At 59.9% G+C, this 20,626-nt stretch carries 23 protein-coding genes; 12 read left to right on the forward strand and 11 right to left on the reverse strand.

Going from position 1 to position 20,626, the window contains the following annotated elements:
• Position 1: 1 nt before the first annotated feature.
• Entirely contained in the window at positions 2–1,174 is a 1,173-nt protein-coding gene (locus tag ABJ076_RS04885; protein WP_348190235.1) for an aspartate aminotransferase family protein, read from the reverse strand.
• A gap of 165 nt (positions 1,175–1,339) precedes the next feature.
• Positions 1,340–2,383 carry a tryptophan--tRNA ligase gene (gene trpS, locus ABJ076_RS04890; RefSeq protein WP_348190233.1) on the reverse strand — a complete coding sequence of 348 codons (1,044 nt, stop codon included), beginning with the start codon at positions 2,381–2,383 and terminating at the stop codon, positions 1,340–1,342.
• A gap of 376 nt (positions 2,384–2,759) precedes the next feature.
• On the opposite strand from trpS, the gene ABJ076_RS04895 reads away from it, so the two are divergent.
• Positions 2,760–2,930, forward strand: a complete 171-nt coding sequence (locus ABJ076_RS04895) for a hypothetical protein (RefSeq protein WP_348190231.1) — start codon at positions 2,760–2,762, stop codon at positions 2,928–2,930.
• A gap of 14 nt (positions 2,931–2,944) precedes the next feature.
• Here the strand turns inward: ABJ076_RS04895 and ABJ076_RS04900 are convergent, their stop codons facing one another.
• A complete protein-coding gene (locus ABJ076_RS04900) occupies positions 2,945–3,127 on the reverse strand; it encodes a hypothetical protein (protein ID WP_348190229.1) in 183 nt (60 codons plus the stop codon).
• A 305-nt stretch (positions 3,128–3,432) separates the two neighbouring features.
• Between ABJ076_RS04900 and ABJ076_RS04905 the strand changes: the two genes are divergently transcribed.
• Positions 3,433–4,755 (forward strand): hypothetical protein, encoded by a 1,323-nt coding sequence (locus ABJ076_RS04905; protein WP_348199367.1) that lies wholly within the window; start codon positions 3,433–3,435, stop codon positions 4,753–4,755.
• A 62-nt stretch (positions 4,756–4,817) separates the two neighbouring features.
• Here the strand turns inward: ABJ076_RS04905 and ABJ076_RS04910 are convergent, their stop codons facing one another.
• Positions 4,818–5,963, reverse strand: a complete 1,146-nt coding sequence (locus tag ABJ076_RS04910; protein WP_348187287.1) for a 2'-deoxycytidine 5'-triphosphate deaminase — start codon at positions 5,961–5,963, stop codon at positions 4,818–4,820.
• Positions 5,964–6,037: 74 nt separating this feature from the next.
• Positions 6,038–6,874 carry an ABC transporter permease gene (locus ABJ076_RS04915; RefSeq protein ID WP_348187285.1) on the reverse strand — a complete coding sequence of 279 codons (837 nt, stop codon included), beginning with the start codon at positions 6,872–6,874 and terminating at the stop codon, positions 6,038–6,040.
• Positions 6,875–6,990: 116 nt separating this feature from the next.
• On the opposite strand from ABJ076_RS04915, the gene ABJ076_RS04920 reads away from it, so the two are divergent.
• Positions 6,991–7,596 (forward strand): RecX family transcriptional regulator, encoded by a 606-nt coding sequence (locus ABJ076_RS04920; protein WP_348187283.1) that lies wholly within the window; start codon positions 6,991–6,993, stop codon positions 7,594–7,596.
• Between the two features lie 132 nt (positions 7,597–7,728).
• Positions 7,729–9,669 carry an acetate--CoA ligase gene (gene acs, locus ABJ076_RS04925; protein WP_348187281.1) on the forward strand — a complete coding sequence of 647 codons (1,941 nt, stop codon included), beginning with the start codon at positions 7,729–7,731 and terminating at the stop codon, positions 9,667–9,669.
• A 110-nt stretch (positions 9,670–9,779) separates the two neighbouring features.
• Here the strand turns inward: acs and ABJ076_RS04930 are convergent, their stop codons facing one another.
• The 3 genes from ABJ076_RS04930 to ABJ076_RS04940 all read right to left on the reverse strand — a co-directional run bounded on the left by ABJ076_RS04930 (position 9,780) and on the right by ABJ076_RS04940 (position 12,920).
• Entirely contained in the window at positions 9,780–10,328 is a 549-nt protein-coding gene (locus ABJ076_RS04930) for a peroxiredoxin (RefSeq protein WP_348187279.1), read from the reverse strand.
• 277 nt (positions 10,329–10,605) lie between these two features.
• Entirely contained in the window at positions 10,606–11,796 is a 1,191-nt protein-coding gene (locus tag ABJ076_RS04935) for an acyl-CoA dehydrogenase family protein (RefSeq protein ID WP_348187277.1), read from the reverse strand.
• An 86-nt stretch (positions 11,797–11,882) separates the two neighbouring features.
• Complete coding sequence (locus ABJ076_RS04940; protein WP_348187275.1) at positions 11,883–12,920, reverse strand: AbrB family transcriptional regulator; 1,038 nt, start codon at positions 12,918–12,920, stop codon at positions 11,883–11,885.
• Positions 12,921–13,086: 166 nt separating this feature from the next.
• Here ABJ076_RS04940 and ABJ076_RS04945 point away from each other — a divergent pair, with 166 nt between their 5' ends.
• From ABJ076_RS04945 to ltnD, 4 genes are all read left to right on the forward strand, one after another.
• Positions 13,087–13,671, forward strand: coding sequence for a nucleotidyltransferase family protein (locus ABJ076_RS04945; protein WP_348187273.1), 585 nt, complete (start codon positions 13,087–13,089; stop codon positions 13,669–13,671).
• A gap of 45 nt (positions 13,672–13,716) precedes the next feature.
• The gene (locus ABJ076_RS04950) at positions 13,717–14,202 is read left to right on the forward strand and encodes an isoprenylcysteine carboxylmethyltransferase family protein (RefSeq protein ID WP_348187271.1); all 486 of its coding nucleotides are present in this window, start codon (positions 13,717–13,719) and stop codon (positions 14,200–14,202) included.
• A gap of 93 nt (positions 14,203–14,295) precedes the next feature.
• The gene (locus ABJ076_RS04955) at positions 14,296–15,045 is read left to right on the forward strand and encodes an SDR family oxidoreductase (RefSeq protein ID WP_348187269.1); all 750 of its coding nucleotides are present in this window, start codon (positions 14,296–14,298) and stop codon (positions 15,043–15,045) included.
• 9 nt (positions 15,046–15,054) lie between these two features.
• A complete protein-coding gene (gene ltnD / locus ABJ076_RS04960) occupies positions 15,055–15,966 on the forward strand; it encodes an L-threonate dehydrogenase (RefSeq protein ID WP_348187267.1) in 912 nt (303 codons plus the stop codon).
• Here ltnD and ABJ076_RS04965 read toward each other — a convergent pair whose 3' ends face one another.
• Complete coding sequence (locus ABJ076_RS04965) at positions 15,967–16,143, reverse strand: hypothetical protein (RefSeq protein WP_348513293.1); 177 nt, start codon at positions 16,141–16,143, stop codon at positions 15,967–15,969.
• Positions 16,144–16,217: 74 nt separating this feature from the next.
• Between ABJ076_RS04965 and ABJ076_RS04970 the strand changes: the two genes are divergently transcribed.
• The gene (locus ABJ076_RS04970) at positions 16,218–17,234 is read left to right on the forward strand and encodes a GNAT family N-acetyltransferase (protein WP_348187263.1); all 1,017 of its coding nucleotides are present in this window, start codon (positions 16,218–16,220) and stop codon (positions 17,232–17,234) included.
• Here ABJ076_RS04970 and ABJ076_RS04975 read toward each other — a convergent pair.
• A complete protein-coding gene (locus ABJ076_RS04975; RefSeq protein WP_348187261.1) occupies positions 17,231–17,557 on the reverse strand; it encodes a metalloregulator ArsR/SmtB family transcription factor in 327 nt (108 codons plus the stop codon). The genes ABJ076_RS04970 and ABJ076_RS04975 overlap by 4 nt on opposite strands.
• A gap of 52 nt (positions 17,558–17,609) precedes the next feature.
• On the opposite strand from ABJ076_RS04975, the gene ABJ076_RS04980 reads away from it, so the two are divergent.
• Entirely contained in the window at positions 17,610–18,422 is an 813-nt protein-coding gene (locus tag ABJ076_RS04980) for an alpha/beta hydrolase (protein ID WP_348187259.1), read from the forward strand.
• A gap of 123 nt (positions 18,423–18,545) precedes the next feature.
• Here ABJ076_RS04980 and ABJ076_RS04985 read toward each other — a convergent pair whose 3' ends face one another.
• Positions 18,546–19,241, reverse strand: a complete 696-nt coding sequence (locus ABJ076_RS04985) for a gamma-glutamylcyclotransferase (RefSeq protein WP_348187257.1) — start codon at positions 19,239–19,241, stop codon at positions 18,546–18,548.
• Positions 19,242–19,594: 353 nt separating this feature from the next.
• On the opposite strand from ABJ076_RS04985, the gene ABJ076_RS04990 reads away from it, so the two are divergent.
• Both ABJ076_RS04990 and ABJ076_RS04995 read left to right on the forward strand, forming a co-directional pair.
• On the forward strand, positions 19,595–20,080 hold the full coding sequence (locus tag ABJ076_RS04990; protein WP_348187255.1) for a response regulator: 486 nt from the start codon (positions 19,595–19,597) through the stop codon (positions 20,078–20,080).
• Positions 20,081–20,138: 58 nt separating this feature from the next.
• Positions 20,139–20,588 (forward strand): hypothetical protein, encoded by a 450-nt coding sequence (locus ABJ076_RS04995; RefSeq protein ID WP_348187253.1) that lies wholly within the window; start codon positions 20,139–20,141, stop codon positions 20,586–20,588.
• Positions 20,589–20,626: the final 38 nt, after the last annotated feature.

The following is a 20,626-nucleotide window of genomic DNA, read 5'->3' on the forward strand; positions in this document are numbered from 1 at the left end:
TTCAGGCGTTCCAGTCCGCGCAGACTTTCTCGATAATGCCGCATGCTTCGGCGACATGGTTTTCGTCGATGATCAACGGCGGCAGGATACGCAGAACGTTCCCAGCCGCACCGACGGTCAGCAGGCCTGCTTCGCGCAGCTTGCCCTGGAGGTCCGCATTCGTGACCTCGCAGGCCAGGCCGAGCATCAGGCCCTTACCCTTGACCGTCGAAAAGATCTTCGGATGACTTGATGCAATCGCGTCGAGGCGCTTCTGGAAATCATCGCCGAGTTTGGCGACGCGATCCAGCAGGCCCGGCTCCAGCAAGACGTCCAGCACCGCATTCGCGACTGCCATCGCCAGCGGGTTACCGCCGAAGGTCGAGCCATGGGTGCCTGGCGCCATACCGGATGCCGCCTTCTCGTTCGCCAGAATGGCGCCGACCGGGAAGCCGCCACCAAGTCCTTTTGCAAGCGTCATGATATCCGGCGCGACCTCGGCCCATTCATAGGCCCAGAGCTTGCCGGTCCGACCCATGCCGCACTGGATTTCGTCGAAGATCAGCAGGGCGCCGAACTCGTCCGCCGCCTGGCGGAGCGCCTTCAGGTACTCGACATCAGCGGTGTTGATGCCGCCTTCGCCCTGGATCGGCTCAACGAGGATGGCCGCGGTTTTCTCGCCCATCGCCTCGCGCATCTCGTTCATGTTGCCGAAAGCGACATGACGGAAGCCGTCCGGGCGTGGGCCGAAGCCAGTCCGGTAGGTCTCGTTGTCGCCTGCCGACAGGGTGGTCAGCGTCCGACCATGGAAAGCCGAGGTACAGCAGACGATCTCGTTCCGCTCCTTCTCACCGAGTTCCCACTGGTACTTGCGGGCAATCTTCAAAGCGCCTTCATTCGCCTCGGCACCGGAATTCGCGAAGAACACGGTATCGGCAAAGGAATTCTGCACCAGCCGGTCCGCCAACCGCTTTTGTTCCGGAACCTCATAGAGGTTTGAAACATGCCACAGCTTTTCAGACTGGCTCTTCAGTGTTTCGACCAGATGCGGGTGCGCGTGACCGAGGGAGTTGGTGGCGATCCCCGATGCGAAATCGAGATATCGTCGGCCTTCGGTGCTATACAGATAAGGGCCATCCCCCCGCTCGAAAGCGATATCTATACGCCCGTATGTGGGCATCACCGTGGTAACCAACGTCCTTCTCCACCATAAAAAATGGCGGCACCGAAAACCGGCGCCGCCGGAAAACGAAAAAAGCACGGAATCCGGGGGACGCCAAGGGGAATATGGCGCTCCCGCCGGGATTCATCCGAATCGCAGCCGGAGGAGGACTTCCGACCTCCTCCCCCGGCAGGCGCATCACGTCCAGTGGAAGAGGCCTAGCGCGGCCCGAACATCGTCCAGCGTCTCTTGCGTGACCTTCCGCGCCCTGTCGGTGCCGTCGCGCAGCATCCGCATCACCTCGCCGGGATCGTCCGCGAGCCGGGCGCGGCGCTCCCGTATCGGCCAGATCAGGGTTTGCAGGATCTCCTCAAGATGGTTTTTCACCTGCATGTCACCGAGGCCGCCCCGCCGGTATCGGGCCTTCAGGTCTGAAACTGTGCCCGGGTCGTCCGAGAAAGCGTCCAGATAGGTGAAGACAACATTGCCTTCGACTTTTCCCGGATCGCTGACCGTGAGGTGATCGGGGTCCGTATACATGCGCCGGACAGCGTTCCGGATTTCGTCCGGAGAGGCGGAGAGCGGGATTGCGTTGCCTGCCGATTTACTCATCTTGCTGATACCATCGATGCTCGGCAGGCGGCCGACAGCAGGGATCAGGGCGCGCGCCTCTGGCAGTAGGGGCTCGCCAGCCAGCCGGTTCAATCGGCGGACGATCTCGTTTGTCTGCTCGATCATCGGCGCCTGATCCTCGCCGACCGGCACCAGCGACGCCTTGAAAGCGGTGATGTCGGCGGCTTGGGAGACCGGATAGCAGAGAAAACCAGCCGTAACGTCCCGTTCGAAGCCGCGCTGCTGGATTTCCGTCTTGATCGTCGGATTCCGTTCCAGCCGGGAGACGGTGACGTGGTTCATGTAGAGCATTGTCAGCTCGGCAAGCGCGGGCAGGGAGGACTGGACGGCGATTGTGGTCAGTTCCGGGTCGATTCCGACGGCTAGGTAGTCAAGCGCAACCTCCAGGACATTGCTGGCGACTTTTTCAGGGGTCGCTGCATTGTCCGTCATGGCCTGACCGTCAGCGAGCAGCAGATACTGCCGATGTGAATGCTGGAGTGCGACACGGTTTCTGAGAGACCCCGCATAATGGCCAAGGTGCAGAGGTCCGGTGGTCCGGTCTCCGGTGAGAATGACGGGCTGGGTGTCGGTGACCCTGTCAGGGATATGATTGGTGGCGATGTTCATTGGCTGCTCCGGGAGAAGAAGACGCCGTAACTCGGAGAGATGTCAGAATAGCCGTCCCATGCTCGCCGGATCGCGGCGGCAGGGATCGAAAAATGAATAACGACGTGCCGCTCCTAAGAGGAGGGCCAGTAAAATCGAGTCTGAGTTTGCGCGTGGTTATTCATGAGAGACTGATGCCATTTTCCAGACCAGCAATGCAATGGTCTTCAGCAGGACGACGGGATTGAAATCTCTAACGCGTAGTAAATTCAGGCCCTTTCGGTCCCGGAAAGATGAAAAATTCCATAAAATCCAAAACGATACTTCATGACTCGTAAACCTCTGGCTACTATAGTTAGTTCACTTGAGAAGCGGAATTACCAGAAAGGAATCCGCCATGACCGCACCCGTGCAGTCCAGCCTCGCTGTCTTTGCTTTCCAAGCAGATAAGCAGCAGCAATTGGTTCAGACACAGGTCGTCTCCAGTGCCGTTGAAACGGCCAAGCAGATCGCCCAGTCGGCAGGAACGCAGAGCGCTTCCTCATCAGGTGTCGACATTACGGTCTGAGACCAGATCTAACTTCAAAAAATCAGACCGGCGCGGTATGCGGGCTTTTTCATCCCCTGTTCCGCGCCGGTTTTGTTTCTAGCCCCGGCGTTTTTCAGCTGATTGATCTCCCGGAGCTGCACTTCGAACGCCTCTATCGCGTGGCGTTCCTGCTCGTCCAGCGTGCTGCGGTCCAGCTTGTTGATCAGCACCTGCATAGCCTTGCCGGTGCATTTGAGCTGTTGGCTTCTGGAGTGGGTTTTCGCCAAAACGTTATGCTTCAGTTTTGGGGCCGATGATCGGCCGGGATCCTCGTTGATCAGGATGAAGCAGCTATTGTCCCACTTGCCTCCCCCCTCCTTTTCGTCGGATTGACCATCTGGGTGACGTATCCGGAGATCGGTTAGTGCGCTGTGTAGCGTGCCTCCTGCAAACGTCGCTCACACTTTACAAAATATTACATCTTATAGTAGAAAATTAATTATATTCTTTTACTCAAACATAAGCGGTGAGGGATTGCGGGATGGTAGGTGTGCAGGGAGAGGCTCGGATCGATGAGATAAGGGATTTGTTACCAGGCGCGTATTACGGGATGGTCTGGCTGGGGCTCGCAAATGCTGCTTATACAAGTGAGTGGAAGCACGATGCGGTGAGCATGACGGAAGACCTGAAGCAGGCTATCCAGGACCCGAACTTCTTGCCTCCCCTCCCCGAGCCTGGCAATGCAGGTAAAAAAGACGCCCCGACGCTGGGAGGGTCGTGGTCGCTTGACTGGGGGCCGGCGATTGCGTCCGACTGGAGCAATCTTATCTATCTTGCCTCCTACCGCAGCGGACCGGACCAGACCGGTGCACCGCTTTTCTATGTCGTCGGCATCCGGGGCACGGACACCAGCACGGGCATTCACGGTCTGCTCGACCAGGTCGATCAGGATCTGCGCTCTTTCTCCACCCACCCGTGGTCTGATTACCTGAACAACGGTGTGAAAATCGGCTGGATCGAGAAAGAAAAGGTGGGACCGCCTCCGAATGTAGGGGCCGGGAAGGCCGCTATCGCGGGTGACGTCGCGACGGGAACGATCCAGGGCTTCGACAAGATCGCGGGCCTGTCCGCCCGCTTCCATCGTGACGGCGATCTGAACAAACCGGATTGCCCGGTGGCGGCGGCTCTGAAATACCTGCTCGGGGATGCGAAGGTTCCCATTGTCGTCACGGGGCACAGTCTTGGCGGATGTCAGACGCAGGTCATGACCTCCTACCTGGCCTGGCAATTCCCGGACCAGAAAGTCATCGGCCATCCATTTGCCCCTTCGACCGCCGGGGACGCGAATTTCGCGAAACAGGCAGCTTTCTCCACCGGATGTTTCTGGTGGAACTCTCTCGATTTCGTTCCCTGCGGCTACGGCCCGCTTTCCGATTACTTGCCGGGCGCGGAGGATGGTTACAAATTCAAGCTGGCCATCGCCTGGGCGATCAGGAATTTCTGGAGCCAGTATAACTGGCCGGAAACCAACCCGGCTGAGGCGGGGCCTCCTTTGCCCGCGAAAGACATGCTGGAGGTAGCGCTCGACATTGGCGGGCGCGATGTGGAGGCACTCGATTTCGAACGCCCGGTGCTCGGCGGCATGGCGAACATGAAGCTGAACGGCAAACTGCCGAGCTTCGAGACCATGCGTGCCTTCCTGATCGCCCAGGGGCAGAAAAACCCGGATCTGAAGTCCTCGCTAAATCAGCTGCTCTGGCAGCATTTCCCGCCGAACTACCAGCTCTTGCTTTGGGACGATTACAGCGCCGAGATGGTCTATTTCGATTACCGGACCTATGACACGCGCAACCATCATCTCTGAAAGGACGGGCGCGCCGTTACGCTGCCAGTCACACCTCGGAGCGTGGTTGTTTACGTGAAGGATCAGCCGCGGAAATGCTTGCCGAGCTTCAGGCCCTGGCCCTGATAGTTTGAGCCAATACCGCCGGCACCGTAGATCTTGTCAGGAATCTCGATCAGCGGCTCATAGACCAGGCGGCAGACGATCTGTCCGTCACTGATAACGAATGGCACGTCGTGGGAGCGCACCTCAAGCACGCCGCGGGTCGCTTCGCCGCCTGCCTCGGGCATGCCGAAGCCCGGATCGAAGAAGCCGGCATAGTGCACCCGGAACTCGCCGACCTTCGTGTCGTAGGCCCGCATCTCCGCCGCATAATCGAGTGGAACGGAGAGATATTCCTTCGAGGCGAGAATGTAGAACTCGTCCGGATCGAGTACCAGTTCCGCCGGGCGGTCTTTCTGGCGGTAGAGCGGCTCCCAGAAATCCGATACCTCGTAGCTGCCCGGCTGGTCGATATCGATCAGGCCGGTATGTTGTTTGGCCTTGTACCCGATCAGGCCGGATTTCGGCTCGCCGGTCAGGTCGACACTGACCGCGACGCCTTCCTTGATGTCCGCGTCCTGGCCATGTACCAGCACCACGCTGTCCTGCAACCGCCGCATCGCCGCGTCGCTGGCGACCGGATGGCCGCGCCGGAAACGGAGTTGGTTCAATCGGGAGCCGGTGCGCGCGAGCACACTGAAGGTGCGCGGGCTGATCTCGGCATAGAGCGGGCCTTCATAACCTTCCGGCACGCTCTCGAACTCGGTGCCGTAATCCGTGATCAGCCGAGTGAAGATATCAAGCCGGCCGGTGGAGCTTTTCGGGTTGGCGGTGCCAGAGACCTTGGGCGGCAGCGAGACGCCTTCCTGCAGGCGGACGATATAAACGCAGCCCTTTTCCAGCACCGCACCGTCTCGCAGGTCGATCTTGTGCATGGCGAGCGTTTCGAGCCGATCGGCCACGGTGGCGTTCCGACCCGGCAGGAAGCTGGCACGCACCCGGTAAGCCTCGTCGCCAAGCCGTAAGTCTATGCTGGAGGGCTGAATCTGGCCGTCGATTACCGGCGTATCGCTGGCGATCTGACCACCCTTGATCATTTCCCGGATGGTCTGGCTCGGCAGAATCCCGGTGGTGCGCTTTTCGCGCGTGCCGCTGTCCGTTGCTGCCGTTGAGGCGTCTGCGGTCATGTCTCAATCCGCCAAGTGAACCGTAATCGGCGCAAAATAGCAGACAGCGCCCGAGGGACCAGCGGTTTTGTGAATCAGCTCTTGATCTTGTAGCCGCGCTTCAGCAGCAGGTAGCACAGCCCCATCAGAACAGCGTTCATCACCGTCAGCACTGCGGCACCCACCAGCGGGTCGCTGTCGGACCAGCCGATCAGGCCATAGCGCACGCCGTCTATCATGTAGAAGAACGGGTTCATGTGGGCGATCTGGTTCCAGATGCCGGGCAGCCGGTCGATCGAATAGAAGGTGCCCGAGAGAAAGGCGAGGGGCTGGATCACAAAGTTGGTGACCGAGGACAAGTGGTCGAATTTTTCCGACCACATGCCGGCGGCAATGCCGATCAAGGCCATGGCGAGCGACGCGGATACGGCAAAGAAGATGGCGACCGGCCAGTGCGCGGCGTGAAAGCCGACCACGACCGACATGGTGACGACGGTGGAAACACCGACGATCATGCCCCGGGTTATCCCGCCGAGTGCGAAAGCGGCCAGTAGTTCGCCGGGACCAAGAGGCGGCATCAGCATATCGACGATGTTGCCCTGTATCTTAGAGATCATGATCGATGAAGAGGTGTTCGCAAAAGCGTTCTGCATCATCGCCATCACGACCAGGCCGGGCGCGAGGAATTCCGAGTAGGAAAGCCCGTCGCCGATATCGATGGAGCGGTCCAGAGCGAATGTGAAAATGGCCAGGAACAGCAGAGAGGTGACGACCGGGGCGAACACGGTCTGGGTGATCACCTTCAGGAAACGGCGCACCTCTTTTTCATAAAGCGTGCAGACTCCGATCCAGTTGACCATGCCGACTCTGCGCACGGCCGGAACAGGAATATCGTTCTCATTCAGATTCGAGGCGAAAGGACGGTCTGACATGTACGGGCCGATGGCTTAGGTTGCGCTGGGCGCGCACAATAGGCGCCAAGGCGATGTGACAGCAAGCAAATGGGGCATGCGGTGCGGGATGCAAGTCGCGCCGACCCGGAGCCAGAATGAGTGAATATACCGAAAATGGCGGTGCCGGTAGAAAACGGCGCGAGAAAAAGCCGCCGAAGCCGATCACCGAGAGCTACCTGCGTAATGTCGCGCTCTGGTACATGGAGCGCTATGCCAGCTCCGCCGCGAACCTGAAGGTGGTGTTGATGCGGCGGGTCCGATTGTCCTCCGCCTATCATGGCAGCGACCCGGCAGAAGGCGCGGTGATGGTCGATGCCGTGGTCCAGCGCTATTGCGAGGCGGGTATCCTGAACGACCGGCTGTTCGCCGAGACCCGGGTCCGGTCTCTTGTCGCGCGCGGCACCTCGGCCAAAATGATCAGGCGCAAGCTGATGGAAAAGGGTGTTTCGCCTGACGATATAGAGGCTGCGCTGGCCGAGGTCGTCGATCAGCAAAATGGCGAGTTGGCTTCGGCGGCACGCTATGCTCGGCGGCGGCGGATCGGCCCGTTTCGGCTGATTGAGAAGCGGGACGAGAACCGTGACCGAGACATGGCGGCGCTGGCCCGGCAGGGGTTCGGTTTCGGGATCGCCGCAAAGGTGGTTGACGCCGAGAGCCCGGAGGCGCTGGAGGCGGAGATCGACGGTGCGGATGAACGATAGAGCACGCGCCAGGGGATGCGACGACGCAGCGCACAAAAATCGCTTAACCACAGCGAAACGCTTGTTATAGTTACGGCCAATTAAACATAACGAATGCGGTGGTCAGACCGCGCAATACTCGAGGGGGTAACAATGTGGGACGTGCATGATTTTCCGGTGCCGGCGGACATCGCCAAAACGGCCCATGCGGACTCAGCCAAATACGAGAAGATGTACAAAGAGTCTGTCGAGAACCCGGAAGGCTTCTGGGCCGAGCACGGCAAGCGGATTGACTGGATCAAGCCCTACAGCAAGATCAAGGACGTTTCCTATGACGCCAAGGATCTGCACATCAAGTGGTTCCATGACGGTACCCTGAACGCGGCTGCGAACTGCCTGGACCGGCATTTGGCAACGCGCGGGGACCAGGTCGCCATCATCTGGGAAGGCGACGATCCGAAGGACGACAAGAAGATCACCTATCGCGAGCTGCATCGCGATGTCTGCAAATTCGCGAATGCCATGAAGGATCTCGGCGTCAAAAAGGGCGACCGGGTAACGATCTATCTGCCGATGATCCCGGAGGCTGCGGTTGCCATGCTGGCCTGCGCCCGGATCGGTGCCGTGCATTCCATCGTTTTCGGAGGTTTCTCGCCGGACGCGCTGGCGGGCCGTGTTCAGGGCTGTGAATCGGGAATTGTCATCACCTCGGACGAGGGGCTTCGTGGCGGCCGGCCGGTACCGCTGAAAGCGAATACCGACAAGGCGCTGGAAAATTGCCCGGATTGCGGCACCGTCGTCGTCGTCAAGCGCACCGGGGGCAAGATCGATTGGGTCGAGGGCCGTGACCATTGGTATCACGAGATCTGCGAGGCTGCGTCCGATGACTGTCCGCCAACGGAGATGAACGCGGAAGACCCGCTTTTCATCCTCTATACGTCAGGCTCGACAGGTAAGCCGAAAGGTGTGCTGCACACCACTGGCGGCTACATGGTCTATGCCTCGATGACCCACGAATATGTCTTCGATTACAAGGACGGCGAAGTTTACTGGTGTACGGCTGATGTCGGCTGGGTCACCGGGCACAGCTACATTATCTACGGACCGCTGGCCAACGGTGCCACCACCCTCATGTTCGAGGGCGTGCCGAACTATCCGGATTTCAGCCGATTTTGGCAGGTCTGCGACAAGCATAATGTATCGATTTTCTATACCGCGCCGACGGCGATCCGGGCGCTGATGCGCGAGGGCGACGGGCCGGTCAAGGCGACCAGCCGGAAGAGCCTGCGCATCCTCGGCTCGGTCGGCGAGCCGATCAATCCGGAAGCCTGGATGTGGTATCACGAGGTGGTCGGCGACAAACGCTGTCCGATTGTCGATACCTGGTGGCAGACGGAAACCGGCGGAATTCTGATTACGCCCTTGCCGGGCGCCACCACACTTAAGCCAGGTTCCGCGACACTGCCCTTCTTCGGGGTCGAGCCGATCCTTGTCGATGGTGACAACAATGTGTTGGAGGGTGCGACCGAGGGCAATCTCTGCATCGCGGACAGTTGGCCCGGTCAGATGCGCACGGTCTATGGCGATCATGAGCGCTTTATCCAGACCTACTTCACCACCTTCCCCGGCCGTTATTTCTCCGGCGATGGCTGTCGCCGGGACGAGGATGGCTATTACTGGATCACAGGCCGCGTCGACGACGTGATCAACGTCTCCGGTCACCGCATGGGCACCGCCGAAGTCGAGAGCGCATTGGTCGCGCATGACAAGGTCGCCGAGGCGGCTGTCGTCGGCTATCCGCACGACATCAAGGGGCAGGGCATCTATGCCTATGTGACGCTGAATGCCGGGCTGGAGCCGACGGAAGAGCTGCGCAAGGAGCTGGTGACCTGGGTCCGCAAGGAAATCGGCCCGATCGCCTCGCCGGACCTGATCCAGTGGGCGCCCGGGCTGCCGAAAACCCGCTCCGGCAAGATCATGCGCCGCATCCTGCGCAAGATCGCCGCCAACGAGCAGGACTCTCTCGGCGACACGTCGACGCTGGCCGAGCCGGCTGTGGTCGACGATCTGGTCGATAACCGGATGAATAAATAGGAGTTGAAGCTTTCGCCGAGGTCGATGCGTCGGGCCCGGCACCTCTGCTTCTCGATCAATAAAAAAGCCCGGCTACAGCCGGGCTTTTCTTGTTCTGCTTAAAAAACCGATCAGGCAGCGACATTCCGCTTCAGGACGGTCTCGACATTCTCGAGAATGTTCTGCGGGGAGGATGTGCCGTACGGGTCGGTGCCGCAATTGTCTTCGAAGCCGTCTTCCTCGAACCAGCCGACAACCAAACCGTCATCCACGACGGCGCCGTAGCGCCAGGAGCGCATCCCGAAGCCGAGATTGTCCTTGGCGACCAGCATGCCCATTTTGCGGGTGAATTCGCCGGAGCCGTCCGGGATCAGCTTCACGTTCTCGACGCCCTGGGACTTGCCCCAGGCATTCATGACAAAAGCGTCGTTGACGGAGATGCAATAGATCTCGTCGATGCCTTTTTCCTGGAACTCACTGTAGAGCTTCTCGAAGTCAGGAAGCTGGAAGGTGGAGCAGGTCGGTGTGAAGGCACCCGGAAGCGAGAACAGGACGACCTTCTTGCCTTTGAAGTAATCGTCGGTGGTCTTGTCTTCCCATGTGAACGGGTTCGGACCTTCGATGGACTCGTCGCGGACGCGGGTTCGGAACGTGACGAAGGGGACTTTTTTTCCAAGCATGTTTCTATCCGGAATCGGTTTGCGTTTGCGGAAAAACACCGCCCCGGCAGAGCTGCCTGAGGTCGGCCAGTGCGGGATTATTGCCTCGTTTTTATCCGAGTGACGGCTCCGGGCAAGGAATCTTCCCGGAACCCTGTTGAATCAAATCGTACATGATTATGCTGCGGTGCGGTAGCGGGTGATTCAATTGATTCTAAAGTGCAAAGCGCCGGGGAGACTGGAGCTTTACTGCATTGCGACAGAACGTCGCAGGATGTGGGTGCTGTTCTGTAGCGGCTCAGGCGGGGTTCCGTTGGACCAGTTGCTTGGCGATGATCAGGCGCTGCATCTCGTTTGTTCCCTCGGCGATGGCGAGCAGCGGCGCGTCCCGGTAATAGCGTTCGATATTGTATTCCTTGGCATAGCCGTAGGCACCGTGCAGGCGCATGGCCTCCAGGCTGTTATGAAGGGCGGCTTCGGTGGCGAAGAGCTTCGCCATGCCGGCCTCCATGTCGCAGCGCTCGCCCCGGTCATAGGCGGCGGCGGCTTGCTCGGTCAGAAGCCGGGCGGCTTCGACCTGGGTCGCCATGTCTGCCAGCTTCAGCTGGATGGCCTGATGCTCCGCGATCGGCTTTCCGAAAGTCTTGCGGACCTGTGAGTACTGGACTGACTCCTCAAGACAGGCCCGGGCGATGCCGACACCGCGCGCAGCCACGTTGATCCGGCCAAGTTCCAGCCCGCCCAGAATCTGCTGCATGCCGCGGCCCTCGACATTGCCGACCAGATTGGCGTCCGGCACGAAATAATCGTCGAGGGTGAAGCCGGCGGAATCAATTCCTTTATAGCCAAGCTTTTCCAGCTTCTTGGTGACGTTGAACCCGTCGCCTTTTTCGACAAGGAACAGGCTCATGCCCTTGTGGCGGGGTGTTGCATCGAGATCGGTTTTTGCCAGCACGGCGATGATGTGGCCGTGATAGGCGTTGCTGATCCACATCTTGGTGCCGTTCAGCCGGTAGCCGCCCTCAACTTTGTTGGCGCGCAGGCGTATGGCTTGCAAGTCGGTGCCAGCGTCGGGTTCTGTCAGGGCGATACCGCCGCGCAGCTCTCCGCTGGCGAAGCGCGGCAGCCAGGCCGCCTTCTGCGCTTCGGTGCCTGAACGTTCCACTGCGGCCGCCATGATCAGGTGAGAGTTGAAAATACCTGAGATCGACATCCAGACCCGGCTGACCCGCTCGACGATCCGGGTATAGGTTGAGGCCGTCAGCCCAAGTCCGCCCCATTCTTCGCCGATGGTGGCGCCAAACAGACCAAGCTCTGCCATTTTGCCGACAATGTCCTCCGGCCAGGCATCCTGGGCTTCCAGCTCGTGGGCATAGGGTGCGACATCGCGGGCAAGGAAGCGCTCGACGGCGTCCAGAATCATACGTTCCTGTTCGGCACGCTCTTCAAGCGAAAGGCCGGACTGGTTCGCGGCGATGGCTGCGGTCATTGATTTTTCCTCCCGGGAGAGCCCCGGTTTTTTGGGCGATGGCAGAACGCCATCCCTCTTGTTTTTCAATCGAGATATCGATTGTTCTAGGTCTTTGAACTCAGAATATAGCGGAAGATAAGTCCCGAGAGGGCAATAACCAGAAAAATCCGGATTATGTGGAAGGCCGCGATCAGTGGAACGCCGAGTTCCAGCACGGCGGCGGTAATGCTCATTTCCGCCATCCCGCCGGGGGAGACCGACAGCACCATGGTGGCGGCCGGTAGACCGGTCACTTCCGCCACGCCAAGGCCGAACAGAATGTTGAGCCCGATCAGAACAAGCGTGCTGAGCAAGGCGTGGGGCAGGAAGCGCCGCAGTGGCAGCACGAGTTCGCGGCGGTAGCGCAGACCGATGAAGCAGCCGATAAGCACCTGTGAAAGATTGAGCAACTCGCGCGGCATGCCGGAAAGGTCGAGTTCCAGCACCGTCACGAGAGCGCCCGCGGCGAGCGGTCCAAGCAGCCAGCCATTTGTTATCCTGCGCCAGGCCATCAGCCCGCCGAACAGGGCCGATAGGGCGATCAGGACGGTAAAGCCCTGAATATCGAACGGGAGGTTTTGCACCTCGAACGGCGAATGTCCGACCGCTCCCATCAGGATCAGTGCGGTCGGAATGGTGGTGACCACACAAAGGATGCGCAGGGACTGAGCGAGCGAGACCGGTGCAACCTCGCCGCCCCATTTCGCTGCTTGCAGGGCCATCTCAACCACGCCGCCGGGCACGCTGGCGAAATAGGCGGTGGCCATGTTCACCTTTGCCACCTTGCGCAGATAGAGCGCGGAGAGCAGTCCGAACAGAATCGAGGCCAGGGCGCAGATCACCATCACCGCGACATGGTCCACTACGAAGGCGGCGACGGTGGGGGTGAAATTCAGGCCAATGCCGCAGCCGAGCAGGAGCTGGCCGGTCTGCCTTGCGCCTTTCGGCATGGAAAGGGTGGCGCCGCACATACTAAGCGCCCCGACCGCGAGCATGGGGCCGAGTAACCACGGCAGAGGCACGCCAATGAAGGCGAATGCCCAGCCAGCACCTGCTGCGACGGCGAAACTGGCGAGATGGCGGACGGGCGTGGAAATGGACATGGCGGACAGGCCTGACTTGGCCGGTTTCCGGAGTCGGTCGCGCGGCCATCGGATGCAGTGTTGCCTGCACTTAGGCAGGCTGCCGCGTTTCGGTCAATCGGTTGACGGCGATTTGGTGTCGGTGCATGGGATGAATTCCACATAGCCGAAAACAGGGGCCCGTTCGATGACCGAAGAGAGCTTGCAGGAGCGGTTTCTTGGGGTGGTGCTGAATAACCCGGTGAACCGCGCTATCCTGGAGCGGATGCCCGATCTCGGCGTCGAGGATACCTGGTTGGTGGCCGGTTGCCTGTTCGGGACTGTCTGGAATGCGCTGTCGGACCGCCCGCTGACCGAGAACATCCGGGATTACGATATTTTCTATTACCACCCGGACACGAGTTATGAGGCAGAGGATGCTGTGATCCGGCGCGGCGCGGCCCTCTTCTCCGATCTTGGTGTCGAGGTCGAGATCCGCAATCAGGCTCGGGTCCCGCTCTGGTACGAGGCACGGTTCGGGGTGCCGTATCCGCCGATTTCCGAATCCCGGACGGGAATTGATCGTTTTGTCGTCGCGGGCACCTGCTGTGGCATCTCGCAAGCGGGCGAGGTGCATGCGCCCTTTGGCTTCGAGGATATGTTCGCAGGGCTTCTTCGCTACAACCCGATGAACCCGACTCCGCATCAGTTTGAGTTCAAATGCGGGAGTTATCGGGAGCGCTGGCCATGGCTGAAAGTTGTGGAAGAGGAAACGACCGCGCATACCGCTTGAACCAGAAGCTGTGCTAGTCCATGTGCAGATACAAAGGGGACAGGTATGGATGAAAATCAACAGCCCGGCGATGCGCCAGACACGGCAGGCGTGATTTTGCCGCCGCCGGTGATTTTGCTGGTTTTCATTGTTTTAGGTGCCGTACTGGAAATTTTTGTACCGCGACCCTTTGCGTCGGACTGGGCGCAGACCTATCTCGGCCCCGCTCTGGTCGTCGGTGCAGTCGCTGTCGCCATCATCGCAGAGCGGCAGTTCAAGCGCGCCGGGACCAGCGTTAAGCCCTGGGTGCCGACAACAGCCATCGTCACCACCGGGTTATTCTCTGTCAGCCGCAATCCGATGTATGCGGCAATGGTCGTCCTTTTGTTTGGCCTTGCTTTTGCCGGGAACACGCTCTGGATTTTGACCGCCACCGTCGGTTTTGTCGGCGTCATGCATTACGGCGTGATTTTGCGTGAGGAAGCCTATCTCGAACGGCTCTTCGGCGCGGCCTATACGGACTACAAGGTACGGGTCCGGCGCTGGATCTAGAAGGCTGTCTTTCCACGATTGACGACCACTATCGCTTTTTCGAGCGGTACCTGCGTGCGAAAGTCTTGTCTCATCTTCTGCGGGGGCACCGCCATGGGCGAACGGATAATCCTGATAACGGGCGCAGCCAGCGGCATCGGCGCTTCGGCAGCGCGTAAGCTGGCGCAGAGCGGCGACTGTTTCCTGCTGCATACGCGTGCGAACCTGGATGGTCTCACCCGCGTTGCCGAGCAGGTGCGTTCGAAAGGCGCCACCGTTGAAATCCTGTTGAAGGATCTGGCTGAGCCGGGCGCGGGCCGGTATCTCATCGAGACCTGCTCAGAACGTTTCGGCGGGCTCGACATCCTCGTTGCTAATGCCGGTTACGCAGACAAGGCACCTATCGGCGAAGCTGGGACGGAGAAGTTCGAGCAGGCGCAGAATGCCATTTCTCGATCCTTTTTTGAGATGGCGGAGACGGCTCTACCGCTTCTGGAAGCCTCGACAGAGGGCCGGGTTATCGCGGTGGGGGCTTTCGGGCCGCATGTCTGGCGCACCGATCTTCCGGCCTTCCCGGCGACCGCAGCGGCGAAAGCCTCTCTCGAGGCAACAGCACGCGCGTTCGCTCTCACGCTGGCGCCGTCAGGGGCGACCGTGAATGTCGTGGCGCCAGGCTTCATCGAGAAAGATCCGGGCACGCGTTCGGCCATGACGCCGGAGGGTGTGGCGGCACTCTTTGCCCGTATTCCGATGGGACGGCGAGGCACGGCGGAAGAGGTGGCGGCCGTGATCGGCTTTCTCGCATCCAGCGAAGCGAGCTACGTTACAGGACAAGTCATTCATGTGAATGGCGGTTTGATTTAGGGGGAAGTGATGAGTGAGGGACGTATCGCCGGGGTCATCGGCCTTGGCTCCATGGGAATGGGCGCGGCCCGCTCTCTGGTTGCGGCCGGGGTCGAGACCTGGGGCACAGATGTGCGCGCCGAGTCCGTCGCGGATTTCGTGGCGAACGGCGGCAAGGGCGCGGCAAGCCCGGCTGAACTGGCATCGAAGGTGGATGCGCTTTTGGTGCTGGTGGTCAACGCGGCTCAGACTGAAAGCGTGCTGTTCGGCGAGACCGGCGCGGTCAAACACATGAGAAAGGGCGCGGTCGTCGTTGCCAGCAGCACGGTGCCGGCCGCCTATGCGCGGGAGCTGGAAGGCCGGCTGGCGGAGCACGGCCTGCTGATGGTCGATGGGCCGGTTAGTGGCGGTGCGGCCAAGGCGGCGACCGGTGATATGACGGTGATGGGCTCCGGTACGCCGGAGGCATTCGAGGCGGCGGACTTTTTGTTGAAGGCCATCGCGATGAAGGTCTACCAGCTTGGCGATCAGGCCGGGCCGGGCTCGACCGTGAAGACCATCAACCAGTTGCTTGCGGGTGTTCATATCGCGGCAGCGGCTGAAGCCATGGCGCTTGGTATCCGGGCGGGTGTAGAGCCGGCCGACCTGTTCGAGGTGATTTCCAATTCCGCCGGCGCGTCCTGGATGTTCAACAACAGGGTGCCGCACATTCTTGATGGCGATTATGCGCCGCTCAGCGCCGTGAACATCTTCGTGAAAGATCTCGGCATCGTGCTGGAGACCGGCAAGGAGCTGACCTTCCCGTTGCCATTGTCGGCGGCGGCACACCAGCAATTCCTCGGCGCGGCCGCAGCCGGATTGGGAACCGAGGATGATTCCGCCGTCATCAAGGTGTTTCAGAAGCTCTCCGGGATCGATTTACCGGAAAGCAAGGACGATTGATCAAATCAGACAGAGCAGCCCATAGCAGGATGCGCCGAACAGCTTAACCGCCAGCAGATAGCCGATCAGGTCGAGCAGCAAGGTCACGCCGAGGATCGGCAAGGCGACGAAGCCAATGAAGTAGAGCGCGGCCCAGCGTGTGAAGCGGCGGCCGGGAATACGGTGGCCGTGAATCACGGGCGGCTTTTTGAATTGTGCGAGCACGGACATGGGCTAAGACTAGCTGCGGAACGGGGATGGGGGAACCTTGAATGGCGGCTACCGCCAAAGCCCAGAAAGCCAAAGAGAAAAGCGACCGGCCATCGATAGACAAGCGTGGTGAGGAGCAGGACGGTATCGTAGCGCTTTGGGACGCGGTCGATCAGCGGCGCTGGGACGATCTGATCGGGAAGGCGGACCGCTCGGCGCTGGAGCAATCATCTGCGTATGGCATGGCCATGTCGCGCGCCTCTGCTTATACCCCGGTCACGGTGGTTTTCATGCGCGGCCCGGAGCGGGTCGCGCTTGCCCTGATCCTCGAATGGCGCTTTCCGGGGGGCTTCCGGATTGCCAAGCTGACGCGCGGGCCTGTCTTCCTGACGGATGTATCCGGTGCGGAACGCGCGGCGATCTTCCGGCTGATCAAGCAGCGCTATCCGATCGCAAAGCTCAATCTTTTCTTCATGACGCCGGAACTGTCCTCCGGAGCGGCCAGCGATGCGCTTCTTCGCGGCATCGGCATGCGCCCGATGGTGACCGGCTACAGTACCGTCTGGCTGGATCTGCGTCCGGACCTGGAGACGCTACGAGCAGGTTTGCACATGAAATGGCGCAACCAACTCAAACTGGCGGAAGCGGAGCCGATCCGGGTGCGTAGCGGTTTTGGCGGGGCGCCGATGGAATGGCTACTGTCCCGGCACGATCAGCATCGCACGCGGCGCAAGTTCCGGGCGCCGGCAGGGGCTTTCGTCGCCGCCATTGCCGATAGTGGACGGGACAAGCGGGCGACGCAGGTTTTCACCGCTTATGTCGGCAGCGAGCCGATCGCCGCGATCCTGACCATCCGGCACGGCAATTCCGCCACCTACTATGTCGGCTGGACCGGCGTGGAGGGGCGCCAGAAGCAGGCCCACAATCTGCTGCTGTGGAAAGCCATCACCAAGCTTAAGGAAACCGGTGTCGAATGGCTCGATCTCGGCGGTGTCGACGGTTTGCACATGCCCGGCGTCTCCCGCTTCAAGCTCGGCGTTGGCGGCGAGTTGGTAACATTGGCGGGGACTTACCTCTAGACAGGCTGCTTTCTGGCGCCGCTCAGTTCCTGTCGCAGCCAGCTTAGATAGCTGTCGATTTCCGCTTCATTCCGTTTGCAGTAGGACCATTTCTGGTGTCGCTGAACGGTGATGAATCCGGCCTGCCGCAGCAGGTCCAGATGTCTGCTGGCCGTTGGTTGGGCAATGCCGATGGCTTCAGCGATCAGGGTCATGCAAACCCCGAATTCCACCGGGTCGGCGGACCATTGCGCGCCGAAATGCGTGTCTGGTTCCGCCAGCAAGCTGAGGATCTTCATCCGGGTCTCGCTGGCCAATGCCTTGATCTGGGCTGTACGGTTCATGTAATGCATCATATAGTCATTTAGCGAAATGACTATATGGAAAATATCAGTGATGCTTGACCTGCCTGAAAGCACAATGGTGAATGGAGATATGATCCGATGGGGCCGTGCCGGTAGTGGGCCCGCGCTCGTAGCTATCCATGGCACGCCTTTTTCCTCGCAAGTCTGGCGCCGGATCATCCCGCTTCTGACGGATCGCTGGACCGTCCACTATTTCGACCTTGTTGGTTATGGCCTGTCGGAAAAACGTGACGGGCAGGATGTTTCGCTCGGCGTCCAGAACCGCGTGCTGGCCGCTTTGCTTGAGGAGTGGGGGCTGCAGCGCCCGCATGTTCTTGCGCATGATTTCGGTGGGGCGACCGCGTTGCGGGGCTATTTCCTGAACGGCCTCCGCTATGCCTCTCTGACAATCTTCGATGCGGTGGCGCTCGCGCCCTGGGGCTCGCCATTCGTGCAACATGTGCGTCAGCACGAGGCGGCTTTCTCTGGCATGCCTGCCTATATGCACGAAGCGATGCTGCGGGCCTACCTACAGACCGCCGCGCACCAGCCACTTTCGGAAGAGGCGCTGGACGTCTATGCCGCGCCCTGGCGTGGGCCGGTCGGGCAGCCGGCCTTCTATCGCCAGATCGCCCAGATGGATCAACGCTTCACCGATGAGGTCGAGCATGTTTACCGCCCACTGGATTGTCCGGTGACAGTGCTCTGGGGTGAGGAAGATGAATGGATACCCTTGGCGAAGGGAGAGGAATTGGCGGGCAGGATTTCCGATCGGGCGCTGGTTTGTGTGCCCGGTTCGGGGCATCTCGTGCAGGAAGACCGGCCGGAAGCCATCGTCGCTGCAATGCTCCGGCAAATTCCCTGAACGTTGCCTCGCGACCAGTCCCAGATCTCGGGCGCAGTCTCTGATGGACCAACCAGTCAGGTGATGAACATGTGTTGGCGTTCCTGTTCAGCCGAGGCCGGTGAGCTTTTCGGCCACCGACCGCTATGCGGACGAGTCTCCGCCGCCGCGAATTTCCATCACCCTGTCGCGCAGTCTGGTCAGGCCCTGGTCTGGCATGCCCAACTCATCCAGATGTTCTACCGTATTGAAAAGATAATCTGCGCAGGGACCGAGAAAGCCGCTGGCCCGCTCTATGGTCTGGGCCATCTCCTCTTCGGGAAGCTGGCCCATATAGCGTTCGTGTTTTCTGTTCATCACGAAACCGATGGCTTTAAAGGGACCGTCAGGCCCGGTCATGGAAAGCCAGCGCGGAATATAGGCGTCGCTAACCATTTCCCGCCGCCAGACAATTTCCAGTTCCTCTGCGGCTTTTTCCTTCGAGATACGAAAAGCGACGCCGCGGCAGCATCCGCCACGGTCAAGTGCGAGCATCAGGCCCGGCACTTCAGGTGATCCGCGCCCAAGATGCGTCTGCATGCAGAAGCGCCGATGATAGCCGCGCGCCGTGGCGCAGCATTTATCGGCGAAATGAATAGACGGGTTCCAGATCAAGGAGCCGTAGCCAAACAGCCAGACATCCGTGTCAGGGGCGCCGTCAGGAAACATCGAAGCGAGAGATGCATGGAGTTCCTCGTCGCTGAGTACCTTGTAGGAAACGGCGTTATTCCGGATCAGGTCACGGATATGACCCGAACGTATCGTATCGCGCGTGAGGGGGATATTTTGCTGGTCTACCATGGACATGAGCCTAGCGGACTTGGCGAGCCGGGCAAGTCCAACAGTCGGATCGGTCTTGTGCGATTTCAGGTAGAATGAAACAGGCTAAATGTCTGCTTGGTGGCGGGGGATACCGGAAGACGGAAAATGGTCCGGATGGCCGATCACAAACGCGTGTTCTCTCTGCTTCATATACGTGAAATTATTGCTGATCGGCTTGTGCAAGCGTCCGATGCTTGAGGCTGGCAGTGCGTATGGTACGGATTGTGCGTGCGATTCTGGTGGATCGGCTTTGATCTCTGCCAAAGTCCATTCGCGCGCTCGCATCGAATTTGAGGTATAGGTCAGCTTTTCAAGGGAAGGCATATCCGTTCATGGCGGACAAAGTAGATTTCAGTGGCGTCCATTTTTTGATCGTCGACGGTAACGCACTTTCGGCTGACCTGGCGCGTGACCTGTTACTGACAATGGGAGCGGAAACGGTTTTCGTGGCGCACAGCTTTGATGAGGGGATTGAGATCCTTGGCTCTGACTCCGTCGACGTTTTGCTGACTGAACTCCATCTGCCTCCACGCAGCGGCCTCGAGTTAATCCGCACGATACGCGATGGTAAAACCAAAGCGCATAAGCAGATGCCGATCCTGGTGATGTCCGCTATGTCGGCCAAGGAGCATGTTTTCGAAGCCCGTGATGCAGGCGTTACGGAATTCATTGCAAAACCTTACGGAGTAGAGGGTTTTTACCGGAGAATGGTCGGTATCGTTGCGCGACCGCGTACTTTCGTAGACAGTAACGAGTATTTTGGTCCCGACAGGCGTCGCCGTCAGGTGCCTTATGACGGGCCGGACCGGCGGGGTTAGCAGCTAGGATGTCGAATTGACTGTGGCAAAATCAAAGCTTTTGCCTCCGGCGGAGGACTTGACCCAGCGCGCGGCCAACAGCACGACAGGGATGGACCTACGCCTCAGTCCCGGCGTGCTGCGCCGTCTTGAAGAAGTCGTCAATAAGTCCCGTGAACGGTTCGTGGTCGATCTCGCCGCGCGGCTGCGCAAACTGCGTGCAAGCACGCAGGCCCGGACCGATGGACAGATGAGTGATGTAGATCTGCTGCATCTGGTGTTCGAGGAAAGCCTGCAGATCAAGGGGATGGGTGGCACGATTGGCTATCAGGTGCTTAGTCTGATCGCTACGACCCTGAACGATTTCGTGACCGGTCGCCAGACGCTGGGACGTATCCAGTTTGAGATATTGCAGCTGCATATCGATGCCATGTATGTCGTGATCGCGGACCGCATCACGGACAATGGCGGGATACTGGAAGATCAGGTGCTCAGCGGGCTCAGGACAGCGGTCCGGAAATTCAGCTGAGCGCAAACCCGTGACAGATGGACGCCATACCCCTATCT

Origin of the sequence: Nisaea sp. (assembly GCF_039990255.1) — a bacterium.
GTDB lineage: Bacteria > Pseudomonadota > Alphaproteobacteria > Thalassobaculales > Thalassobaculaceae > Nisaea.